The sequence below is a fragment of the Halomonas sp. IOP_31 genome (genome assembly GCF_021151495.1).
In the GTDB taxonomy this organism is placed as follows: Bacteria; Pseudomonadota; Gammaproteobacteria; order Pseudomonadales; family Halomonadaceae; genus Modicisalibacter; species Modicisalibacter zincidurans.
This window is the reverse complement of sequence record NZ_JAIRBP010000035.1, coordinates 23,287-39,050: the sequence shown is the minus strand read 5'-3', so window position 1 is coordinate 39,050 and position 15,764 is coordinate 23,287. Positions and strand designations below refer to the sequence as shown.

13 protein-coding genes are annotated in these 15,764 nt (G+C 65.1%); 9 read left to right on the top strand and 4 right to left on the bottom strand.

Annotation, left to right across the window (positions count from 1 at the left end):
- Nucleotides 1-214: 214 nt before the first annotated feature.
- The 4 genes from K7I12_RS14910 to K7I12_RS14895 all read right to left on the bottom strand — a co-directional run bounded on the left by K7I12_RS14910 (nucleotide 215) and on the right by K7I12_RS14895 (nucleotide 4,354).
- Nucleotides 215-1,561: a dihydrolipoyl dehydrogenase family protein gene (locus K7I12_RS14910; protein ID WP_231664581.1), complete on the bottom strand. Its 1,347-nt coding sequence runs from the start codon at nucleotides 1,559-1,561 to the stop codon at nucleotides 215-217.
- A 339-nt stretch (nucleotides 1,562-1,900) separates the two neighbouring features.
- Nucleotides 1,901-3,535, bottom strand: a complete 1,635-nt coding sequence (merA, locus tag K7I12_RS14905; RefSeq protein ID WP_231664580.1) for a mercury(II) reductase — start codon at nucleotides 3,533-3,535, stop codon at nucleotides 1,901-1,903.
- A 62-nt stretch (nucleotides 3,536-3,597) separates the two neighbouring features.
- On the bottom strand, nucleotides 3,598-3,903 hold the full coding sequence (gene merP / locus K7I12_RS14900; RefSeq protein ID WP_231664579.1) for a mercury resistance system periplasmic binding protein MerP: 306 nt from the start codon (nucleotides 3,901-3,903) through the stop codon (nucleotides 3,598-3,600).
- A 31-nt stretch (nucleotides 3,904-3,934) separates the two neighbouring features.
- A complete protein-coding gene (locus tag K7I12_RS14895) occupies nucleotides 3,935-4,354 on the bottom strand; it encodes a mercuric transporter MerT family protein (protein WP_031384523.1) in 420 nt (139 codons plus the stop codon).
- 80 nt (nucleotides 4,355-4,434) lie between these two features.
- Between K7I12_RS14895 and K7I12_RS14890 the strand changes: the two genes are divergently transcribed.
- The 9 genes from K7I12_RS14890 (at nucleotide 4,435) to K7I12_RS14850 (ending at nucleotide 15,712) form a co-directional block, all read left to right on the top strand.
- A complete protein-coding gene (locus K7I12_RS14890; RefSeq protein WP_031384522.1) occupies nucleotides 4,435-4,833 on the top strand; it encodes a MerR family transcriptional regulator in 399 nt (132 codons plus the stop codon).
- A gap of 285 nt (nucleotides 4,834-5,118) precedes the next feature.
- Nucleotides 5,119-8,007, top strand: coding sequence for a phosphoenolpyruvate--protein phosphotransferase (ptsP, locus tag K7I12_RS14885; protein ID WP_231664578.1), 2,889 nt, complete (start codon nucleotides 5,119-5,121; stop codon nucleotides 8,005-8,007).
- Entirely contained in the window at nucleotides 8,007-8,984 is a 978-nt protein-coding gene (gene pfkB / locus K7I12_RS14880) for a 1-phosphofructokinase (protein ID WP_231664577.1), read from the top strand. Before ptsP ends, pfkB begins: the two co-directional genes overlap by 1 nt.
- Nucleotides 8,981-10,831 (top strand): PTS fructose-like transporter subunit IIB, encoded by a 1,851-nt coding sequence (locus K7I12_RS14875; protein ID WP_231664576.1) that lies wholly within the window; start codon nucleotides 8,981-8,983, stop codon nucleotides 10,829-10,831. The genes pfkB and K7I12_RS14875 overlap by 4 nt, the downstream gene beginning before the upstream one ends.
- 341 nt (nucleotides 10,832-11,172) lie before the next feature.
- On the top strand, nucleotides 11,173-11,697 hold the full coding sequence (locus tag K7I12_RS14870) for a hypothetical protein (protein WP_231664575.1): 525 nt from the start codon (nucleotides 11,173-11,175) through the stop codon (nucleotides 11,695-11,697).
- A gap of 267 nt (nucleotides 11,698-11,964) precedes the next feature.
- Nucleotides 11,965-13,485, top strand: coding sequence for an acetaldehyde dehydrogenase ExaC (exaC, locus tag K7I12_RS14865; protein WP_231664574.1), 1,521 nt, complete (start codon nucleotides 11,965-11,967; stop codon nucleotides 13,483-13,485).
- Between the two features lie 172 nt (nucleotides 13,486-13,657).
- A complete protein-coding gene (locus K7I12_RS14860) occupies nucleotides 13,658-14,275 on the top strand; it encodes a LemA family protein (protein WP_031384516.1) in 618 nt (205 codons plus the stop codon).
- The gene (locus K7I12_RS14855) at nucleotides 14,275-15,036 is read left to right on the top strand and encodes a TPM domain-containing protein (protein WP_031384515.1); all 762 of its coding nucleotides are present in this window, start codon (nucleotides 14,275-14,277) and stop codon (nucleotides 15,034-15,036) included. The genes K7I12_RS14860 and K7I12_RS14855 overlap by 1 nt, the downstream gene beginning before the upstream one ends.
- Nucleotides 15,037-15,094: 58 nt before the next feature.
- The gene (locus tag K7I12_RS14850) at nucleotides 15,095-15,712 is read left to right on the top strand and encodes a TPM domain-containing protein (protein WP_031384514.1); all 618 of its coding nucleotides are present in this window, start codon (nucleotides 15,095-15,097) and stop codon (nucleotides 15,710-15,712) included.
- The last annotated feature ends 52 nt before the right edge of the window (nucleotides 15,713-15,764 follow it).

Here is a 15,764-nt window from a genome sequence, read left to right as displayed (position 1 = left end):
TCCACCGCGGTCAAGCAAGGCATGGCGGCGCATACGGCGCTGGAGCAACTGTTTGCCGGCGAGGTGCCCACCTTCATGCGACAGGACGACCAGGATCAGGCGGCATGAGCTGAATAGTTACTAAGAATTTATCCATGCCCCGACAAAACCCTCGGTATCAAGGACTTCAGCCATGGGCGTCCATGGCCGAGCGCAGGTAGTTTTCGGACAAATCCTAGAGCATCGAGCCTATGTCCGAGGCTCCTGTCGGGTAGGCAAACATCGTGGTCTTCAGATCCGTGGTGGTGAGCCCATGCCGGATGGCCAGCGCGAAAACATTGATGACTTCATCCACGTTGGGGCCGACGAGATGAGCGCCCAGTACCTTTTCCGTCGCTTCTTCGATCAGTACCTTGAACCCGTAGACCGGCTCGGCGGCCTGGCGGGCAGTAAACCAGTCGGGGGCATGTTGACTCGAGACGCGGAATTTCAGCCCTTGCGCGTGGGCCTGCGCTTCGTTGAGGCCGGCCGAGGCGATGGGTGGGATGGTGAAGGCGACACTCGGTACCCCTTTGTAATTCGGCATTGTGCGTTTGCCGTCGATCAGGTTGGCGGCGACCACCTTGGCATCATGACTCGATACCGGCGTCAGCGGTGGCCCCACCTGGGCGGCATCGCCTGCGGCATAGACGGCGGGATTCGAGGTACTTTGCAAATGCTCGTTGAGCGATAGTTGCCCTTTCTCGGTCTCGACACCGGCCGCCTCCAGGTTGAGGGCCTCGAGCGCCGGTATTCTGCCGGCCGCATGGACCACCAGGTCTGCTTCAACCGTGCCGGTCTCGCCATTCGAGGAGGTGCGAACGTTATAGCCAGAGGCCGTCTTTTCGATGGCGTCCACGGTGGTCTGGGTGCGCACATCGATACCTTGATCACGGAAGGATTCCATGAGCCAATCGACCAGGTCCGGATCGAAGGGCTTGAGCATCCGCTCGCCGTGCTGCAGGACGGTGACCTGGGCGTCGGCCCGGGCAGCCAGGTGAGAAAACTCGGCGGCAATATAGCCCCCGCCGACCAGGGCAATCCGCGGTGGCAACGTAGCCAACTCAAGAAACTGCTCGTTGTCTATGAGGTATTCTTCGCCTGGAATGCCCAGGGTAGCCGGCTCGGCGCCCGTGGCGATCAGGACATGCCGCGCTTCAAGCGCCTGGCCCTCGACCTCGAGACTGTTGGGACCGGTAAAACGCGCCTGGCCATGGTAGGTATCGATGCCCTTGTCGCTGAACATGGCCTGGTGTTTTTCAGGCACGGGATCGGTAAACCCTCGCTTGAAGCGTAGCAACTCGGCCCAGTCGATACGGACCTCTCCCTCTACGCCCTTGCCTTGCATGTGGTGCGCATGGTCCAGCGCCTTGGCCCCCTGGATCATCATCTTCTTGGGGTCGCAGCCGCGCAGGGCACAGGTGCCCCCAAAGGGGCGGGAGTCGATGATCGCCACACGCCAGTTGGCGGCTTGGGCACGCATGACGACTATTTTAGCGGCGGTGCCGGTACCGATGGCGACGAGATCGTAGGATGCTGCCATCTTGTTTACTCCTTCGCTTAGCGGCGGTGTTGCTGACACTCCTGACCTTGCTGACGTCAACGTAGGCCTGTAGTTGTCACTGGGACAAGGTGGCGGTTGTTTATGTCTGTAACTGAAAAAGTCAGCCTGCCCAGGACCGCCCCGGCGGCCTTGATGACAGGGCCAGGCCTTGCCTGGCTCGCTACACCTGCCTGATCAGGAGGCCGGGTGCAGTTCCAGAACCGTGTCGGAAACCCGGCCTCCTCGACCGAGACAGCGCGGTCACGCCACAGCGCATTGGTTGCGTCCGAGATCATGTTGTAGTGGCCAAGCGCATCGGCCCCTTCGCATCGTGGCTGGTCACCCCGCGCAGCAGGACAGTTGTTTGACGTCCTTGGTGAAGGTCTGGGCACAGAGCTTGAGCCCTTCGACCATGGTCAGGTAAGGGAAGAGTTCGTCGGCAATGTCCTGCACCGTCATCCGGGCACGCAGGGCCATGACCGCCGTCTGGATGAGCTCGCCGGCTTCGCCGGTCACGGCCTGGACGCCGAGCAACCGCCCGCTGTCGCGCTCGGCGACGATCTTGATGAAGCCGCCGGTCTCGAAATTGACCAACGCACGGGGCACGTTATCCAAGGTCAGGGTACGGCTGTCGGTGGCGAACCCCTGGGCCTGGGCCTCGGCCTCGGACAAACCGACAGTGGCGATCTGCGGGTCGGTGAAGACCACCGCCGGCATGGCGGACAGGTCCAGGCGCGCCTTGCCCCCCGTCATGTTGATGGCGGCGCGGCTGCCGCCGGCAGCGGCGACATAGACGAACTGCGGCTGGTCGGTGCAGTCGCCGGCGGCATAGATAGTGGGCACGGTGGTACGCAGCGAGTCATCGACCAGAATCGCTCCGCGAGCCGTCTCCACGCCGATAGCCTCGAGGTTCAGCGTTTCGATATTGGGCGTGCGGCCCGTCGCGACCAGCAGTTTGTCGGCCTTGATGTCCCCCGTGTCCGTCGTAAGCACGAACTGACCGTCACCATGCACCACCTGGCTGATCTGGACGCCGCGTAATACTTCGATGCCTTCGGCCTGGAAAGCGGCTTCCAGGGCCTCGCCGATGGCCGGGTCCTCGCGGGAGAACAGGCGGCTACGCGCCAGGATCGTCACTTGGCTGCCCAGCCGCGCGAAGGCCTGGGCCAGCTCCACCGCAACCACCGATGCCCCGATCACCGCCAGGCGCTCGGGAAGGGTGTCGCTGGCCAGGGCATCGGTCGAGGTCCAGTAGGGCGTGTCAGCCAACCCGGAAAGCGGCGGCATGGCGGGACGCGCGCCGGTGCCGATGAAGGCACGGTCGAAGGCGACTTCACGCTCGCTGCCATCGTCCTGGTCAACAATCAGGGTCTGTGCATCACGCAAGCGGGCCCTGCCGCGAATGACCGTGATGGCCGGGTTGCCTTCCAGGATGCTTTCGTACTTGCCGTGACGTAACTCTTCCACGCGCCCCTGCTGCTGGGCCAGCAAGCGGCCACGATCAATGCTCGGCGCCGTCGCCGTGATGCCGTCATCGAACGGGCTTTCGCGGCGATGGTGAGCAACATGCGCGGCACGGATCATGATCTTGGAAGGCACACAGCCGATGTTGACGCAGGTGCCCCCGATGGTGCCCTGTTCGATCAGCGTGACACGGGCGCCCCGCTCGACGCTTTTCAGCGCCGCCGCCATGGCGGCCCCTCCGCTGCCGATCACGGCGATATGCAGGCCATGGTCACTGTCCCGTGCGTTGTCGGTTGGCGCTGTGGCCTGCGTCAACTCGGCGCCATAGCCCTTGGCACGGATCGTCTCGAGCAGACGCTCGGTACCCACCTCGCCCGGGCGCGTTATCACCGCGCGGCCCTGGTCATAAGAGACCTCAGCCTCGACCCCGGGCAGCGCATCGAGCGCTGCCTGGATCGAGTCGGCGCAACGCGTGCAGGTCATGCCGGTAATTGTGATCGTGGTTTGCATAGACACTCCTCGGTAACCTTTCGCACAGCACCCGCAGCCCTCGTTGAATGAGGACCAGTCGGTTACTGGGCTTGTTCAGTGTTCTCGGCGGCCAGGCGCGACGGATAGCCCGCATTGGTGGTGGCGGCGGTCAAATCCGCCACGCTTGCCTCGGTATCTTCGAAGGTTACCGTGGCGCTTTTTTCCGCGTAGGAAACCGTGGCGGTTTCCACGCCGGGCACTTTCAAGAGCGCCTTCTTGACGATATAGCGGCAACTCGAACAGGTCATGTTGTCAACCGCCAGGGTGATGGTCTGCTGAGCGGCGAAGGCCGTCCCGATACTTGCCACGGACAAGACAAGCGTGCCAGCCAAGGTACGAATTTTCATGATGAAAGACTCCCGAAAGTTAGAAAGTTAATTAGCCCAGGAGGAGTGGAACGATATACGGCCAGGCAAGCACCACCACGATGAGCAGTGTCGCACTCCATAGCGCGATCTTGATCACCCGCTCGGCCAGCGGCGTGCCACAATAGCCATCCGTGCTGCAGGCGTCGGCCCGACAGGTGTTGCTGGGCTTGCGGTAGACGGTGTAGAAGCCGATGCCGAGCATCACCAAGGTGAAGGCGATAAAGAGCGGCTGGTAGGGTTTAAGCATCGTGAGATTACTCATCCAGGCACCCCCGATGCCCAGTGAGAACAGCACCAGCGGCAGAATGCAGCAGGCGGAAGCGAGTACCGCGCCAATGGCGCCACCACCTGCCAAAAGCCCCTTGCGCCCTGATCGGCTCGGTGTGGCTTGCTCGCCTCGATCAAGCGTCTGGTCTTTGCTGGTTGCCATCGTGAACCTCTTTGCCATAGGGACATTTGTCGCTACAGTACCCCCTGTAGTTGATACAGGATCAACAGGGAAAATAGACCATGCCATTACGTCGAGGGGAGCTGGCCAAGCGGACCGGCTGCAACATCGAGACCATTCGCTACTATGAGCGAATCGGGCTTCTGCCGGATCCGCCCCGAAGCGATAACGGCTTTCGCAGCTATGAAGAGCGCCACCTCACGCGGCTGACGTTTATCCGCCGAAGCCGCGAACTGGGATTCACCCTCGAAGAAGTGCAGGATCTGCTACGACTGGTTGATGGCGGGCATTACACCTGCGCCCAGGTACAGGAGCTCGCACTCAGGCATGCCGATGAGATCCAGCGCAAGATAAATGATCTGCATCGCATGCAACGCGCCTTGAAAGAGATGGCGGCGCAATGCAGCGGAGAGGATGTGCCGACGTGTCCCATCGTAGAGATTCTTTCTGAGACCTCCTAGCCGAATATCCATTACCGCGGTGTGTGCTTGCGTTGGGGTCTTGGTATCAGAACGATTTGCACAGAAGTCTTTTCATATGCCGCTTTCCTTCTCTTTCACGCTGATATGCGAAGAACGGGCGCGGCGGCGCGCATATCCCCTGCGAAGGTCGTAGAACGAGTCGCTTGATAAACCCAGTGGATCGTTTCAGCATAGCGCTATCTCCAAAGTGACACGATTCAGCTAACGGTAATAAGCACCTGCATAGCTGGCCTGTCGCTACCCCCATCGCGAGGAGCCTTTTGCATGCTGACGCTTACCCAGCAGGACGTACTGCTCGGCTGCCGGGCCGCCGACTGGCGCGATGCCCTGGATCAGGCCGCCGCGGCGCTGGTCGATGCCGGGCGCGCCACGCCCGAATACCGCAACGGCCTGCACGCACGCGAGGCCCAGTCGTCGACCTATCTGGGCAACGCCATCGCCATCCCTCACGGCACGCCCGAGAGCCGCGATCAGGTCCGCGAAACCGGGGTGCGCGTGCTGCAGTTCCCCGACGGTGTCGACTGGCACGACGGTCATCGCGTGCACGTGCTGGTGACCATCGCCGCGCAGAGCGACGAACACCTCGACATCCTGCGTGCGTTGACCCATGTGCTCGACCGCGAAGGCGTCGCCGAACGTCTTGCCGAGGCCGATAGCGCCGCCGAGGTGATCGCCGAGCTGTCCAGGGCGCCGGTGATCGCACGCCTTGACGCCGATACGCTGTGTCTGGGATTCCCCGCCAGGGATCGTTTCGAACTGGCGCTGGCCGGTGCCGCGCGGCTGCGCCAGGCCGATTGCGTGAACGCCGACTTCGTCGCCGCGATCGCCGTCCAGGAGCCGGTCTCGCTGGGCCAGGGGCTGTGGCTGGCCAGTGCCACGCTCGGCGTGGCAACCCCGGCGCTGTCGCTGGCGACCCCCGAGTCGGTGTTCGTCGGCCCCAGGGGCGCGGTCAACGGCGTGTTCTGCCTGGCCGCCCAGGGTGACGCCCATCGCGGCCTGCTCGAACGGCTCGCTGAACTGCTCGATGCTGGCGATGGCGAGACGCTGGCCGATGCCGACGCGCCGAGCGTGCTGGCGCGCCTGGCCGGCGAGCGCGCGGCGGCCGAAACCATGCGCGTCCGGGTGCTCAACGCTCATGGCCTGCATGCCCGTCCGGCCAGACAGTTGGTTCAGGTGGCCCGCGATCAGGGCCTGCCCATCAAGGTCCGGCTGCTCGAGGGCGGCGCTGAGGCGGTTTCGGCGGCGAGCCTGACCAAGGTCATCGGGCTGGGCGCCCGGCGCGGCCAGACGCTGGTGTTTTCCGCCGAGGGCGCAGGCGCGGCGCAGGCCGTGCAGGCGATGGCCGAGGCGGTGCGTGAGGGGCTCGGCGAGCAGGTCGTGGCTTTCGACGAGCGCCGTGACGTCGACGTCGAGCCGGCGACCACAACCAGCAGCGCAACTGCGCCGCTGCCCTTGCCAGACGATACGCCGCACCCGGCGGTACCGGCGTCGCCGGGGCTGGCGGTGGCGCCGGTGTTCGTGATGCGTCTGCCGTGCTTCGACTATCCTGAGCGCGCGCGGGATCTCGACGCTGCGCGCGGCGGCGACCCGCAGGCCCAGAAGGCGCGTCTGGCGCGGGCCCGGGGCGAAGCCGCCGAACAGCTCGAGGCGTTGATCCGCCGCGCCCAGGGCGGCGAGGTTGCCGAGATCCTGTCGATCCACGAAGAGATGCTCGAGGATCCCGAGCTGCGCGAGGCCGCCCACGAGGGCATCGACGACGGCTTGTCCGCCGAGGCCGCCTGGTGGCGCGGCGTGGACACCGCGGCGCGTGCTCAGGAAATGCTCGCCGACCGATTGCTCGCCGAGCGCGCCGCCGATCTGCGCGATGTCGGCCGGCGGGTGCTGGGCCTGCTGTGTGGCGTCGAGATGCCGACGCCGCCGGGCACGCCCTACATCCTGGTGATGGAAGACGTCGGCCCCTCCGACGTGGCGCGGCTCGACACCGCCAAGGTCCGCGGACTCGTGACCGCGCGTGGCGGGGCGACCTCGCACAGCGCGATCCTGGCCCGGGCGCTGGGCATCGCCGCGGTGGTCGGCGCCGGCGAGCGGGTAATGCTGCTGGCCAACGGCTGCGAGCTGATCCTCGACGGCGAGCGCGGGCGGATCATTCCCGCGCCCTCGGCACAGCGCCGCGCCCGCGCCGAGCTGCGCATGAAGGAGCGCGCGGAGCGCGAGCGCCAAGCCTATGCCGCGCGCTTCGAGCCGGGCCGCACCCGGGATGGCCACCGCGTCGAGGTCGCCGCCAACCTGGGCAACACCGCCCACGCGCTGGATGCCGTCGATTACGGCGCCGAGGGGGTCGGCCTGCTGCGCACCGAATTCGTGTTCATGGCCCACGCCGAGGCGCCGGACCTGGACACCCAGATCGGCGAGTACCGCGAGGCCTTCGACGCGCTGGACGGCCGCCCGCTGGTGGCGCGCACCCTGGACGTCGGCGGCGACAAGCCGCTGCCGTACTGGCCGTTGCCCCAGGAGGACAATCCGTTCCTCGGCCTGCGCGGCATCCGCCTGGCGCTGACCCGCCCCGAGATCCTCGAGACCCAGTTGCGCGCGCTGCTCGTCGCGGCCGACGAACGGCCGTTGCGGATCATGCTGCCGATGGTCAAGGATGTCGCCGAGTTCCGCGCCGCCAAGGCGATCGTCGAGCGCCTGCAGGCCGAGATCAAGGCTCCCGACGTGCAGCTCGGGGTAATGATCGAGATCCCCTCCAGCGCGTTGCTGGCGCCGAGCCTGGCCGAGGAGGTCGATTTCTTCTCCATCGGTACCAACGATCTGACTCAGTACACCCTGGCCATCGACCGTGGTCATCCTGAGCTTTCCGCACACTCCGACGGCCTGCATCCGGCGGTGCTGCGGCTGATCCAGATGACCGTCGAGGCCGCCCATGCCAAGGGCAAGTGGGTCGGCGTGTGCGGCGAGCTGGCCTCCGATCCGCAGGCGGTGCCGGTGCTGGTGGGGTTGGGCGTCGACGAGCTGTCGGTGTCGCTGCGCCAGGTGCCGATGGTCAAGGCGCGGCTGCGCGAGCTGACCCTGGCCGATGCGCGCCGGCATGCCGCCAAGGCGCTCGAACAGGCCACCAGCGACGCGGTGCGCGAAGCGCTGGAGGCGCTGTGATGGCGCGAATTCTCACGATCAGCCTCAACCCGGCGCTGGACCTGGCGATTCGCCTGCCGCGGCTGACGCTGGGGGCGGTCAACCGCACCGAGGCGACCCACCTCACAGCCGCCGGCAAGGGTGTCAACGTCGCCCGCGTGCTGGTGGCGCTGGGCCACCAGGTCGCGGTCTCGGGCTTTCTCGGCGCCGCCAACGACGGCCCCTTCCTGCGCGCCTTCGCCGAGCTGGGCGTCGAGGACGTGTTGCGCCGGGTGTCCGGAGAGACGCGCATCAACGCCAAGCTCGCCGAGCGCGACGGGCGCGTCACCGATATCAACGGTCCCGGTCTGGCGGTCGGCGGCGGCGACCTGGCGGCGCTGCTCGCCGCGCTCGACGCCCGCGCCGAGGATACCGCGCGGCGTCCCGATGCGGTGGTGATCGCCGGCAGCCTGCCGCCGGGCATCGGTCCCGAGGATCTCGCCGTGCTGATCGAGCGCCTGCGCGGTCACGGCCTGCCGGTGTGGGTCGATACCAGCGGCCCGGCGCTGGCCGCGGCGATCGATGCCAGGCCCAGCGCGGTCAAGCCCAACGAGCACGAACTGGCTGATTGGGCGGGCGAGGCGCTCACCAGCGACACGGCACGGCTGCGCGCCGCGCGGCGCTTGCACCAGGTCGGCATCGACGAAGCGCTGATCTCCGCCGGCCGCGAGGGCGTGCTGTGGTTCAGCCGGCGCGGCGCCTGGCTGGCGATGCCGCCGGCGGTGGCGGTGGCGAGCACCGTGGGCGCCGGCGACACGCTGCTCGCCGGCATGCTGCACGGCGTGCTCGCCGACTTGCCCGCCGAGGACGCCTTGCGGCTGGCCACGGCACTGTCCGCCGAATCGGTCCGGCATGTCGGCGTGGGCGACCCCGCCGCCGCCGACTTCGCCGATCTTAAACAACACACGCGCGTGCGCCGGCTCGCCGATAGCGACGACGCACAGGGAGCCTTCGCATGAATGTGATTCTGATTACCGCCTGCCCGAGCGGCATGGCGACCACTTTTCTCGCTGCCCGGCGGCTCGAGCAGGCGGCCAGGCAGCGCGGCTGGCGCTCGACGGTCGAAATGCACGGCGAGCTGGAGCCGACCCGTCCGGTGGAACAGACCGCGATCGATGCCGCCGAGCTGGTGATCGTCGCTGCCGAGTACATACCCGAGCCGCAGCGTTTCGTCGGCAAGCGGCTGTTTCAGGCGCCGATTTCCCAGGCGTTGCCCGACCCGCGCGGCTTTCTCGAGCGCGCCGAGCGCGAGGCGGTTTCCTATACGGCGCCGCCTTCTATGGCGCCCGAAGCCGCGCCCGGTTCTTCACAGGCGCCCGAACATGCGCCCGGCTCTTCACAGGCGCCGCTTTCTAGGGCGCCCGAACATGCGCCAAGTTCTTCACAAGCGACCGTAGCTGAGTCTTCATCGGCGAAGAATATCGTCGCGGTGACGGCGTGCCCGACCGGCGTGGCGCATACCTTCATGGCTGCCGAGTCGCTGGCCGAGGCCGGCCGCGCCCAGGGCCATCGGATTCGCGTCGAGACCCAGGGCTCGGTGGGCGCCCAGGACGCGCTGAACGAAGACGAGATCCGCGAGGCCGACGTGGTGATCCTGGCCTGCGACATCGAAATCGATCCGACGCGCTTCACCGGCAAGCCGATCTGGCGCACCTCGACCGGCAATGCGCTGAAAAAGCCCAAGCAGACCATCGACGACGCGCTGGTCGGCGCCGAGATCGAGGACGCCACGAACGCTTCCTCGAGCGCGGGCGGCGAACGCAAGAAGAGCGTCAAGGAGAAGGGCGTCTACAAGCACCTGCTCACCGGGGTGTCGTTCATGCTGCCGATGGTGGTCGCCGGCGGCCTGCTGATCGCGCTGTCGTTCGCGTTCGGCATCAAGGCCTACGAGAACGAGGGCACGCTGGCCGCGGCGCTGATGCAGATCGGCGGCGGCAGCGCCTTCAAGCTGATGATTCCGGTGCTCGCCGGCTATATCGCCTACTCGATCGCCGACCGGCCGGGGATCGCCCCGGGGATGATCGGCGGCTGGCTGGCCGCGGACATCGGCTCGGGGTTCCTCGGCGGGATCATCGCCGGCTTTCTGGCCGGCTACGTCGCCAAGGCGGTGGTGCGTCACTTCAAGCTGCCGACGAGCATCGAGTCGCTCAAGCCGATCATGATCGTCCCGCTGATCGCCAGCCTGGTGACCGGGCTGGTGATGATCTACGTGGTCGGCGAGCCGGTCGCGGCGATTCTTTCCGGGTTGACCGCCTTTCTCGAGAACATGGGCTCGGCCAACGCCGTGCTGCTGGGCTTGCTGCTCGGAGCGATGATGTGCTTCGACATGGGCGGGCCGGTCAACAAGGCCGCCTACACGTTCGGCGTGGGGTTGCTGGCTGCCGAGACTTACGCGCCGATGGCGGCGATCATGGCCGCCGGCATGGTCCCGCCGATCGGCATGGGCATCGCCACTGTCGTGGCCCGCAGCAAGTTCGCCGTCGCCGAGCGCGAGGCCGGCAAGGCCTCGTTCGTGCTGGGGCTGTGCTTCATTACCGAAGGCGCGATTCCGTTCGCCGCCAAGGATCCGCTGCGGGTGATCCCGGCGTGCATGGTCGGCGGCGCGGTGGCCGGCGGGCTGTCGATGCTGTTCGGCGCCAAGCTGATGGCGCCGCATGGCGGCGTCTTCGTGCTGCTGATCCCCAACGCCATCTCGCCGGCGCTGCTCTATCTGTTGGCGATTGTGATCGGCTCGTCGGTCACCGGGCTGAGCTACGCGATGCTCAAGCGCGGTAGCGAGGAGGTTGCCGTCGGCGTGGCCGGTTGAGGCCTGCAGCAGGCCATCGGGGTGTCAGCGGCTCGGTCGGTGACGTTTTCCAGGACTCGAAACGAGACATTTTCATTTAAAAAATCAACAAAATATTACGTGATTGTTTAACATGGGTTTCCTGCAGATTCTCAAACTCGGACTAGAGTTCGAAACAAGGGGCAGGGTATCAGGGACGATACGAATACTGTGAGATGATCCGGTGACTGTCGAGATTATCGAGCAATCGGGAATTGAATTCACCGCCTGGCCCCTTCTTTTACAAGACGCCAATAAATAGTAACGGGAGGCTGTTTATTGCGTTGAATCAGTTCGAGTCGTGTCATAAGGGAGACAGGACCATGGCGCAACAAGCAACCATGCCGACCACTGCGCAGCCCCAGCAGGCAACATTGACGTTAGTCTGTTCACATGAACACCAGGCGCTGAACCGCTATCGTATGCTGTCTCTACGGTTTTTGCCCTATAGCCTGGCGTTGAGCCGTCTTTTCGAGGCGTTTGCCAACGAGAGCGAACAGCGCATTCAAGCAATTATGCAGATGGCCAAGCATCTGCAAGCGACTGGCGACCTGCCAGCGGCAGCCCTGCCAATCCACACCGAGGGTGATCAGAAAAAACCTCATTTCTTCGTGATCGGCGATGCGATGGCCGGCGCGGTTCTGGCGGATGGCTTGCTTCGCGAACACCAATCGACACTTTTCTATCGGCAGTTATGCCATATATACCATGCCAATTGCCTGCCCGAACTCACTGGGCTATTGCTGACCTTTGCTGAGCAGAAACACGCGGAGTGCAGAGTACTGCAGGAAAGCCAGGACTATTTATTGCCTGATGGCTGCCTGTCTGGGCGACAGCAAGTTGCCTGACACTTGCTGACGAAACCGCCGAATACGGCACGTTGAATCTGTTGCCGCCCATTAGGTTGAACGCTGAATGGGCCGCTCGCCGGTCGAATGCCATCCACCGAAGCCGGGCGCGGCTTTCATGTCCGGCCAGTTGCCCTCGCGAACCGGCGTCTACGACCAAAGAAGCTGTTTCTCGGCATGCCCGGACGCTGGGAGAACGCGCGGTTTTCGCTATGCTCTAATGTGGTCAATCGCCAAAAACCATGATGACAACAAGGAGCACGCGCCATGATCTACGCCAACCCCGGGAGCGACGGCAGCGTCGTCAGCTTCGAGAAGCGCTATGGCAATTACATCGGCGGCGAGTTCGTCGCCCCGGTCAAGGGACAGTACTTCGACAACGTCACGCCGATCACCGGCGCGGTGTTCTGCGAGATCCCGCGTTCGAGCGCCGAGGACATCGATCGGGCGCTGGATGCCGCGCACCAGGCGGCGCCAGTGTGGGGCAAGACCTCGGCCGCCGAGCGCAGCAACATCCTTTTGAAGATCGCCGATCGCATCGAACAGAACCTGGAAATGCTCGCCGTCGCCGAGAGCTGGGACAACGGCAAGGCGGTGCGCGAGACCCTCAACGCCGACATTCCGCTGGCGGTCGATCATTTCCGCTACTTTGCCGGTTGCATTCGCGCTCAGGAAGGCACCGCGGCGGATATCGACGCCAACACCGTGTCCTATCACTTCCATGAGCCGCTGGGTGTGGTGGGGCAGATCATCCCCTGGAACTTTCCGATCCTGATGGCCACCTGGAAGCTGGCGCCGGCGCTGGCGGCGGGCAACTGCGTGGTGTTGAAACCCGCCGAACAGACCCCGGCGTCGATCCTCAAGCTGATGGAGCTGGTCGGCGATCTGCTGCCGGCGGGGGTGATCAACATCGTCAACGGGCTTGGCGAGGAGGCCGGCCAGGCGCTGGCCACCAGCAAGCGCATCGCCAAGATCGCCTTCACCGGCTCGACCCCGGTCGGTGCGCACATTCTCAAGTGCGCCGCCGACAACATCATCCCCTCGACGGTGGAACTGGGCGGCAAGTCGCCCAATGTCTATTTCGCCGACATCATGAACGCCGAGCCGGCGTTCATCGACAAGGCGGTCGAGGGGCTGGTGCTGGCATTCTTCAATCAGGGCGAAGTCTGCACCTGCCCGTCGCGGGCGCTGATCCAGGAGGAGATGTACGAAAGCTTCATGGCCAAGGTGATGGAGCGCACCCGGGCGATCAAGCGCGGCAATCCGCTGGACACCGAGGTGCAGGTCGGCGCCCAGGCCAGTCAGGAGCAGTTCGACAAGATCATGTCCTACATGGACGTGGCCCGCGAAGAGGGTGCGGAGTTCCTCACCGGCGGCGGCAAGGAGAGCTTCGATCCGGCCTACGACAAGGGCTATTACATCCAGCCGACGCTGCTCAAGGGCAACAACAGCATGCGCGTGTTCCAGGAGGAGATCTTCGGCCCGGTGGTGGCGGTGACCACCTTCAAGGACGAGGCGGAAGCGCTGGCGATCGCCAACGATACCGAGTTCGGCCTCGGCGCCGGGGTCTGGACCCGCGACATGAACGTCGCCTTCCGCATGGGCCGCGGCATCCAGGCCGGGCGCGTGTGGACCAACTGCTATCACCAGTACCCGGCGCATGCCGCCTTCGGCGGCTACAAGAAGTCCGGCGTCGGTCGCGAGACCCACAAGATGGCGCTCGAGCACTATCAGCAGACCAAGAACCTGCTGGTCAGCTACGACACCAATCCGCTGGGCTTTTTTTGAGCGATAAGCCGGCAGCGTGACCGCAGTAAGGAGGCGACCCAGGGTTGCCTCCTTCTCTTTTATGGGCCTATGAGGGCGCCGCCGGCTTCCCTCGCGGCTAGTCGCCCTGTACCTTGGGCGATTCGACGCCGCAACGATTCAGTCAAGTCGCAATACAGGAACGAAGGCCCCCATGCTAACGAGACAGACCTTACTTCCCGGCCGGCACGTCTGGCAGTTGGCCCTGCTGATGGTCGTGGCGACGCTGCTGTCGGGCTGCGGCATCAACAACATTCCCACCTACGACGAGCAGGTCAAGTCAGCCTGGTCGCAGGTCGAGAACCAGTACCAGCGCCGCGCCGATCTGGTGCCCAACCTGGTCGAGACGGTCAAGGGCTTCGCCGCCCAGGAGCAGGAGACGCTGACCGCGGTGGTCGAGGCGCGCTCCAAGGCGACCTCCATCCAGATCGATGCCTCGTCGCTGGATGATCCGCAGAAATTGCAGCAGTTCCAGCAGGCCCAGAAGCAGCTGAGCGGCGCCCTGAGCCGGCTGATGGCGGTTTCCGAGCGCTATCCCGAACTCAAGTCCAACCAGAATTTCCTGGCCCTGCAGTCTCAGCTGGAAGGCACCGAGAATCGCATCGCCGTGGCGCGTCGCGATTTCATTCAGGCGGTCGAGCGCTACAACACCGAGATTCGCACCTTCCCGGGGCGCCTGTGGCGAAGCCTGCTCTACAGCGACATGCCGCTGCGCGAGAACTTCGAAGCGACCAGCGACAATGCCGACCAGGCCCCACAAGTGGAGTTTTGATGATCAACTGCCTACGCGTAGCGCTGTTTGCGTTGCTGCTGACCCCGGCGCTGGGCGCCCAGGCCCAGCAGCAGCTCGAATTCCCCGAGCTGACCGGCAGGGTGGTGGACCAGGCCGAACTGCTGGACGACTCGCTCGAAACGCAGCTGAGTGAAAAGCTCAAGGCCCATGAGGAAGCGACCACCGAACAGCTGGTGGTGGCCACGATCAGCGACCTGCAGGGACGCTCGATCGAGGAGTACGGCTACCAACTGGGACGCCAATGGGGAATCGGCCAGGTCGACGAGGACAACGGCGCGCTGCTGATCGTCGCGCCCAACGCGCGGAAAGTGCGCATCGAGGTCGGTTATGGGCTGGAAGGCCGGCTGACCGATGCGCAATCCTCGGCGATCATCAATCGGGTCATCACCCCGGCCTTTCGTGAAGGTGATTACGCCGGCGGCATCACCCAGGGCGTCGAGGCGATGATTCAGGTGCTGGGCGGCGACCCGTTGGCCTCCAGCTCGGCCGATGGCGCGCGTAGCGACGATCCCCGTGGGCCCGCTTCGATCTTCTTCTTCATCATGCTGGTGATCGTCATGGCGCTGGTGCGCAGTGGTGGGGGCGGCGGTCGTGGCGGCCGCCGGCGCGGGCGCTCGGGGCTGCTGGCCGGGGCATTGCTGGGTGGCGCTCTGGGCCATGGCGGCTCGGGCGGCGGCGGCGGCGGCTTCGGCGGCGGCGGTGGCGGCTTCGGCGGCGGCGGCGCCTCCGGTGGCTGGTAAGACCGGCCGTGTTTATCGGCGCGCGATGCGTCACCTCAGGATTCGGAGCAGGCAGTCCATGGCATTATTGAGCGAAAGCGAGCAGCAGCAGGTGGCCGAGGCAATCAATCGGGTCGAGCGCGAGACCGACGCCGAACTGGTCACCGTGCTCGCTTCCCGGGCGGACGACTACGCCTATATCCCCTTGTTGTGGGCCGGCATTCTCGCCCTCGTGATTCCCGGCGCGATCAATTACTTCCCCGGTTGGCTGAACGCCTATCAGCTGCTGTTGGTGCAATGGGCAAGTTTCGTCGCGCTGGGGCTGATCTTTCGCCTGCCACGCATCACCACTCGGCTGATTCCACGTTCGGTGCGCCACTGGCGGGCCGCCAACCTGGCCCGGCGGCAATTCCTCGAGCAGAAACTGCACCACACCCACGGCGGAACGGGCATGCTGATCTTCGTGTCGGAGGCCGAACGCTACGTGGAGATCCTGGTCGATCGGGGCATCTCCAGTCGCCTGAGCGACGACACCTGGGAGTCGATCGTGACGACGTTCACCCGTGACGTGAAGGCCGGGCAGACGCTGAAAGGCTTCCTGGGTTGTATCGACGCTTGCGGCGAGCATCTCAAGCAGCACGTGCCGGCGACCCATACGCGCAATGAGTTGCCCAATCGTCTGGTGATTCTCGACTGATCCCTTGGCTGAACGGCAATCGAAGGCGCTTGAAATGGAGCGGGGCGCGACT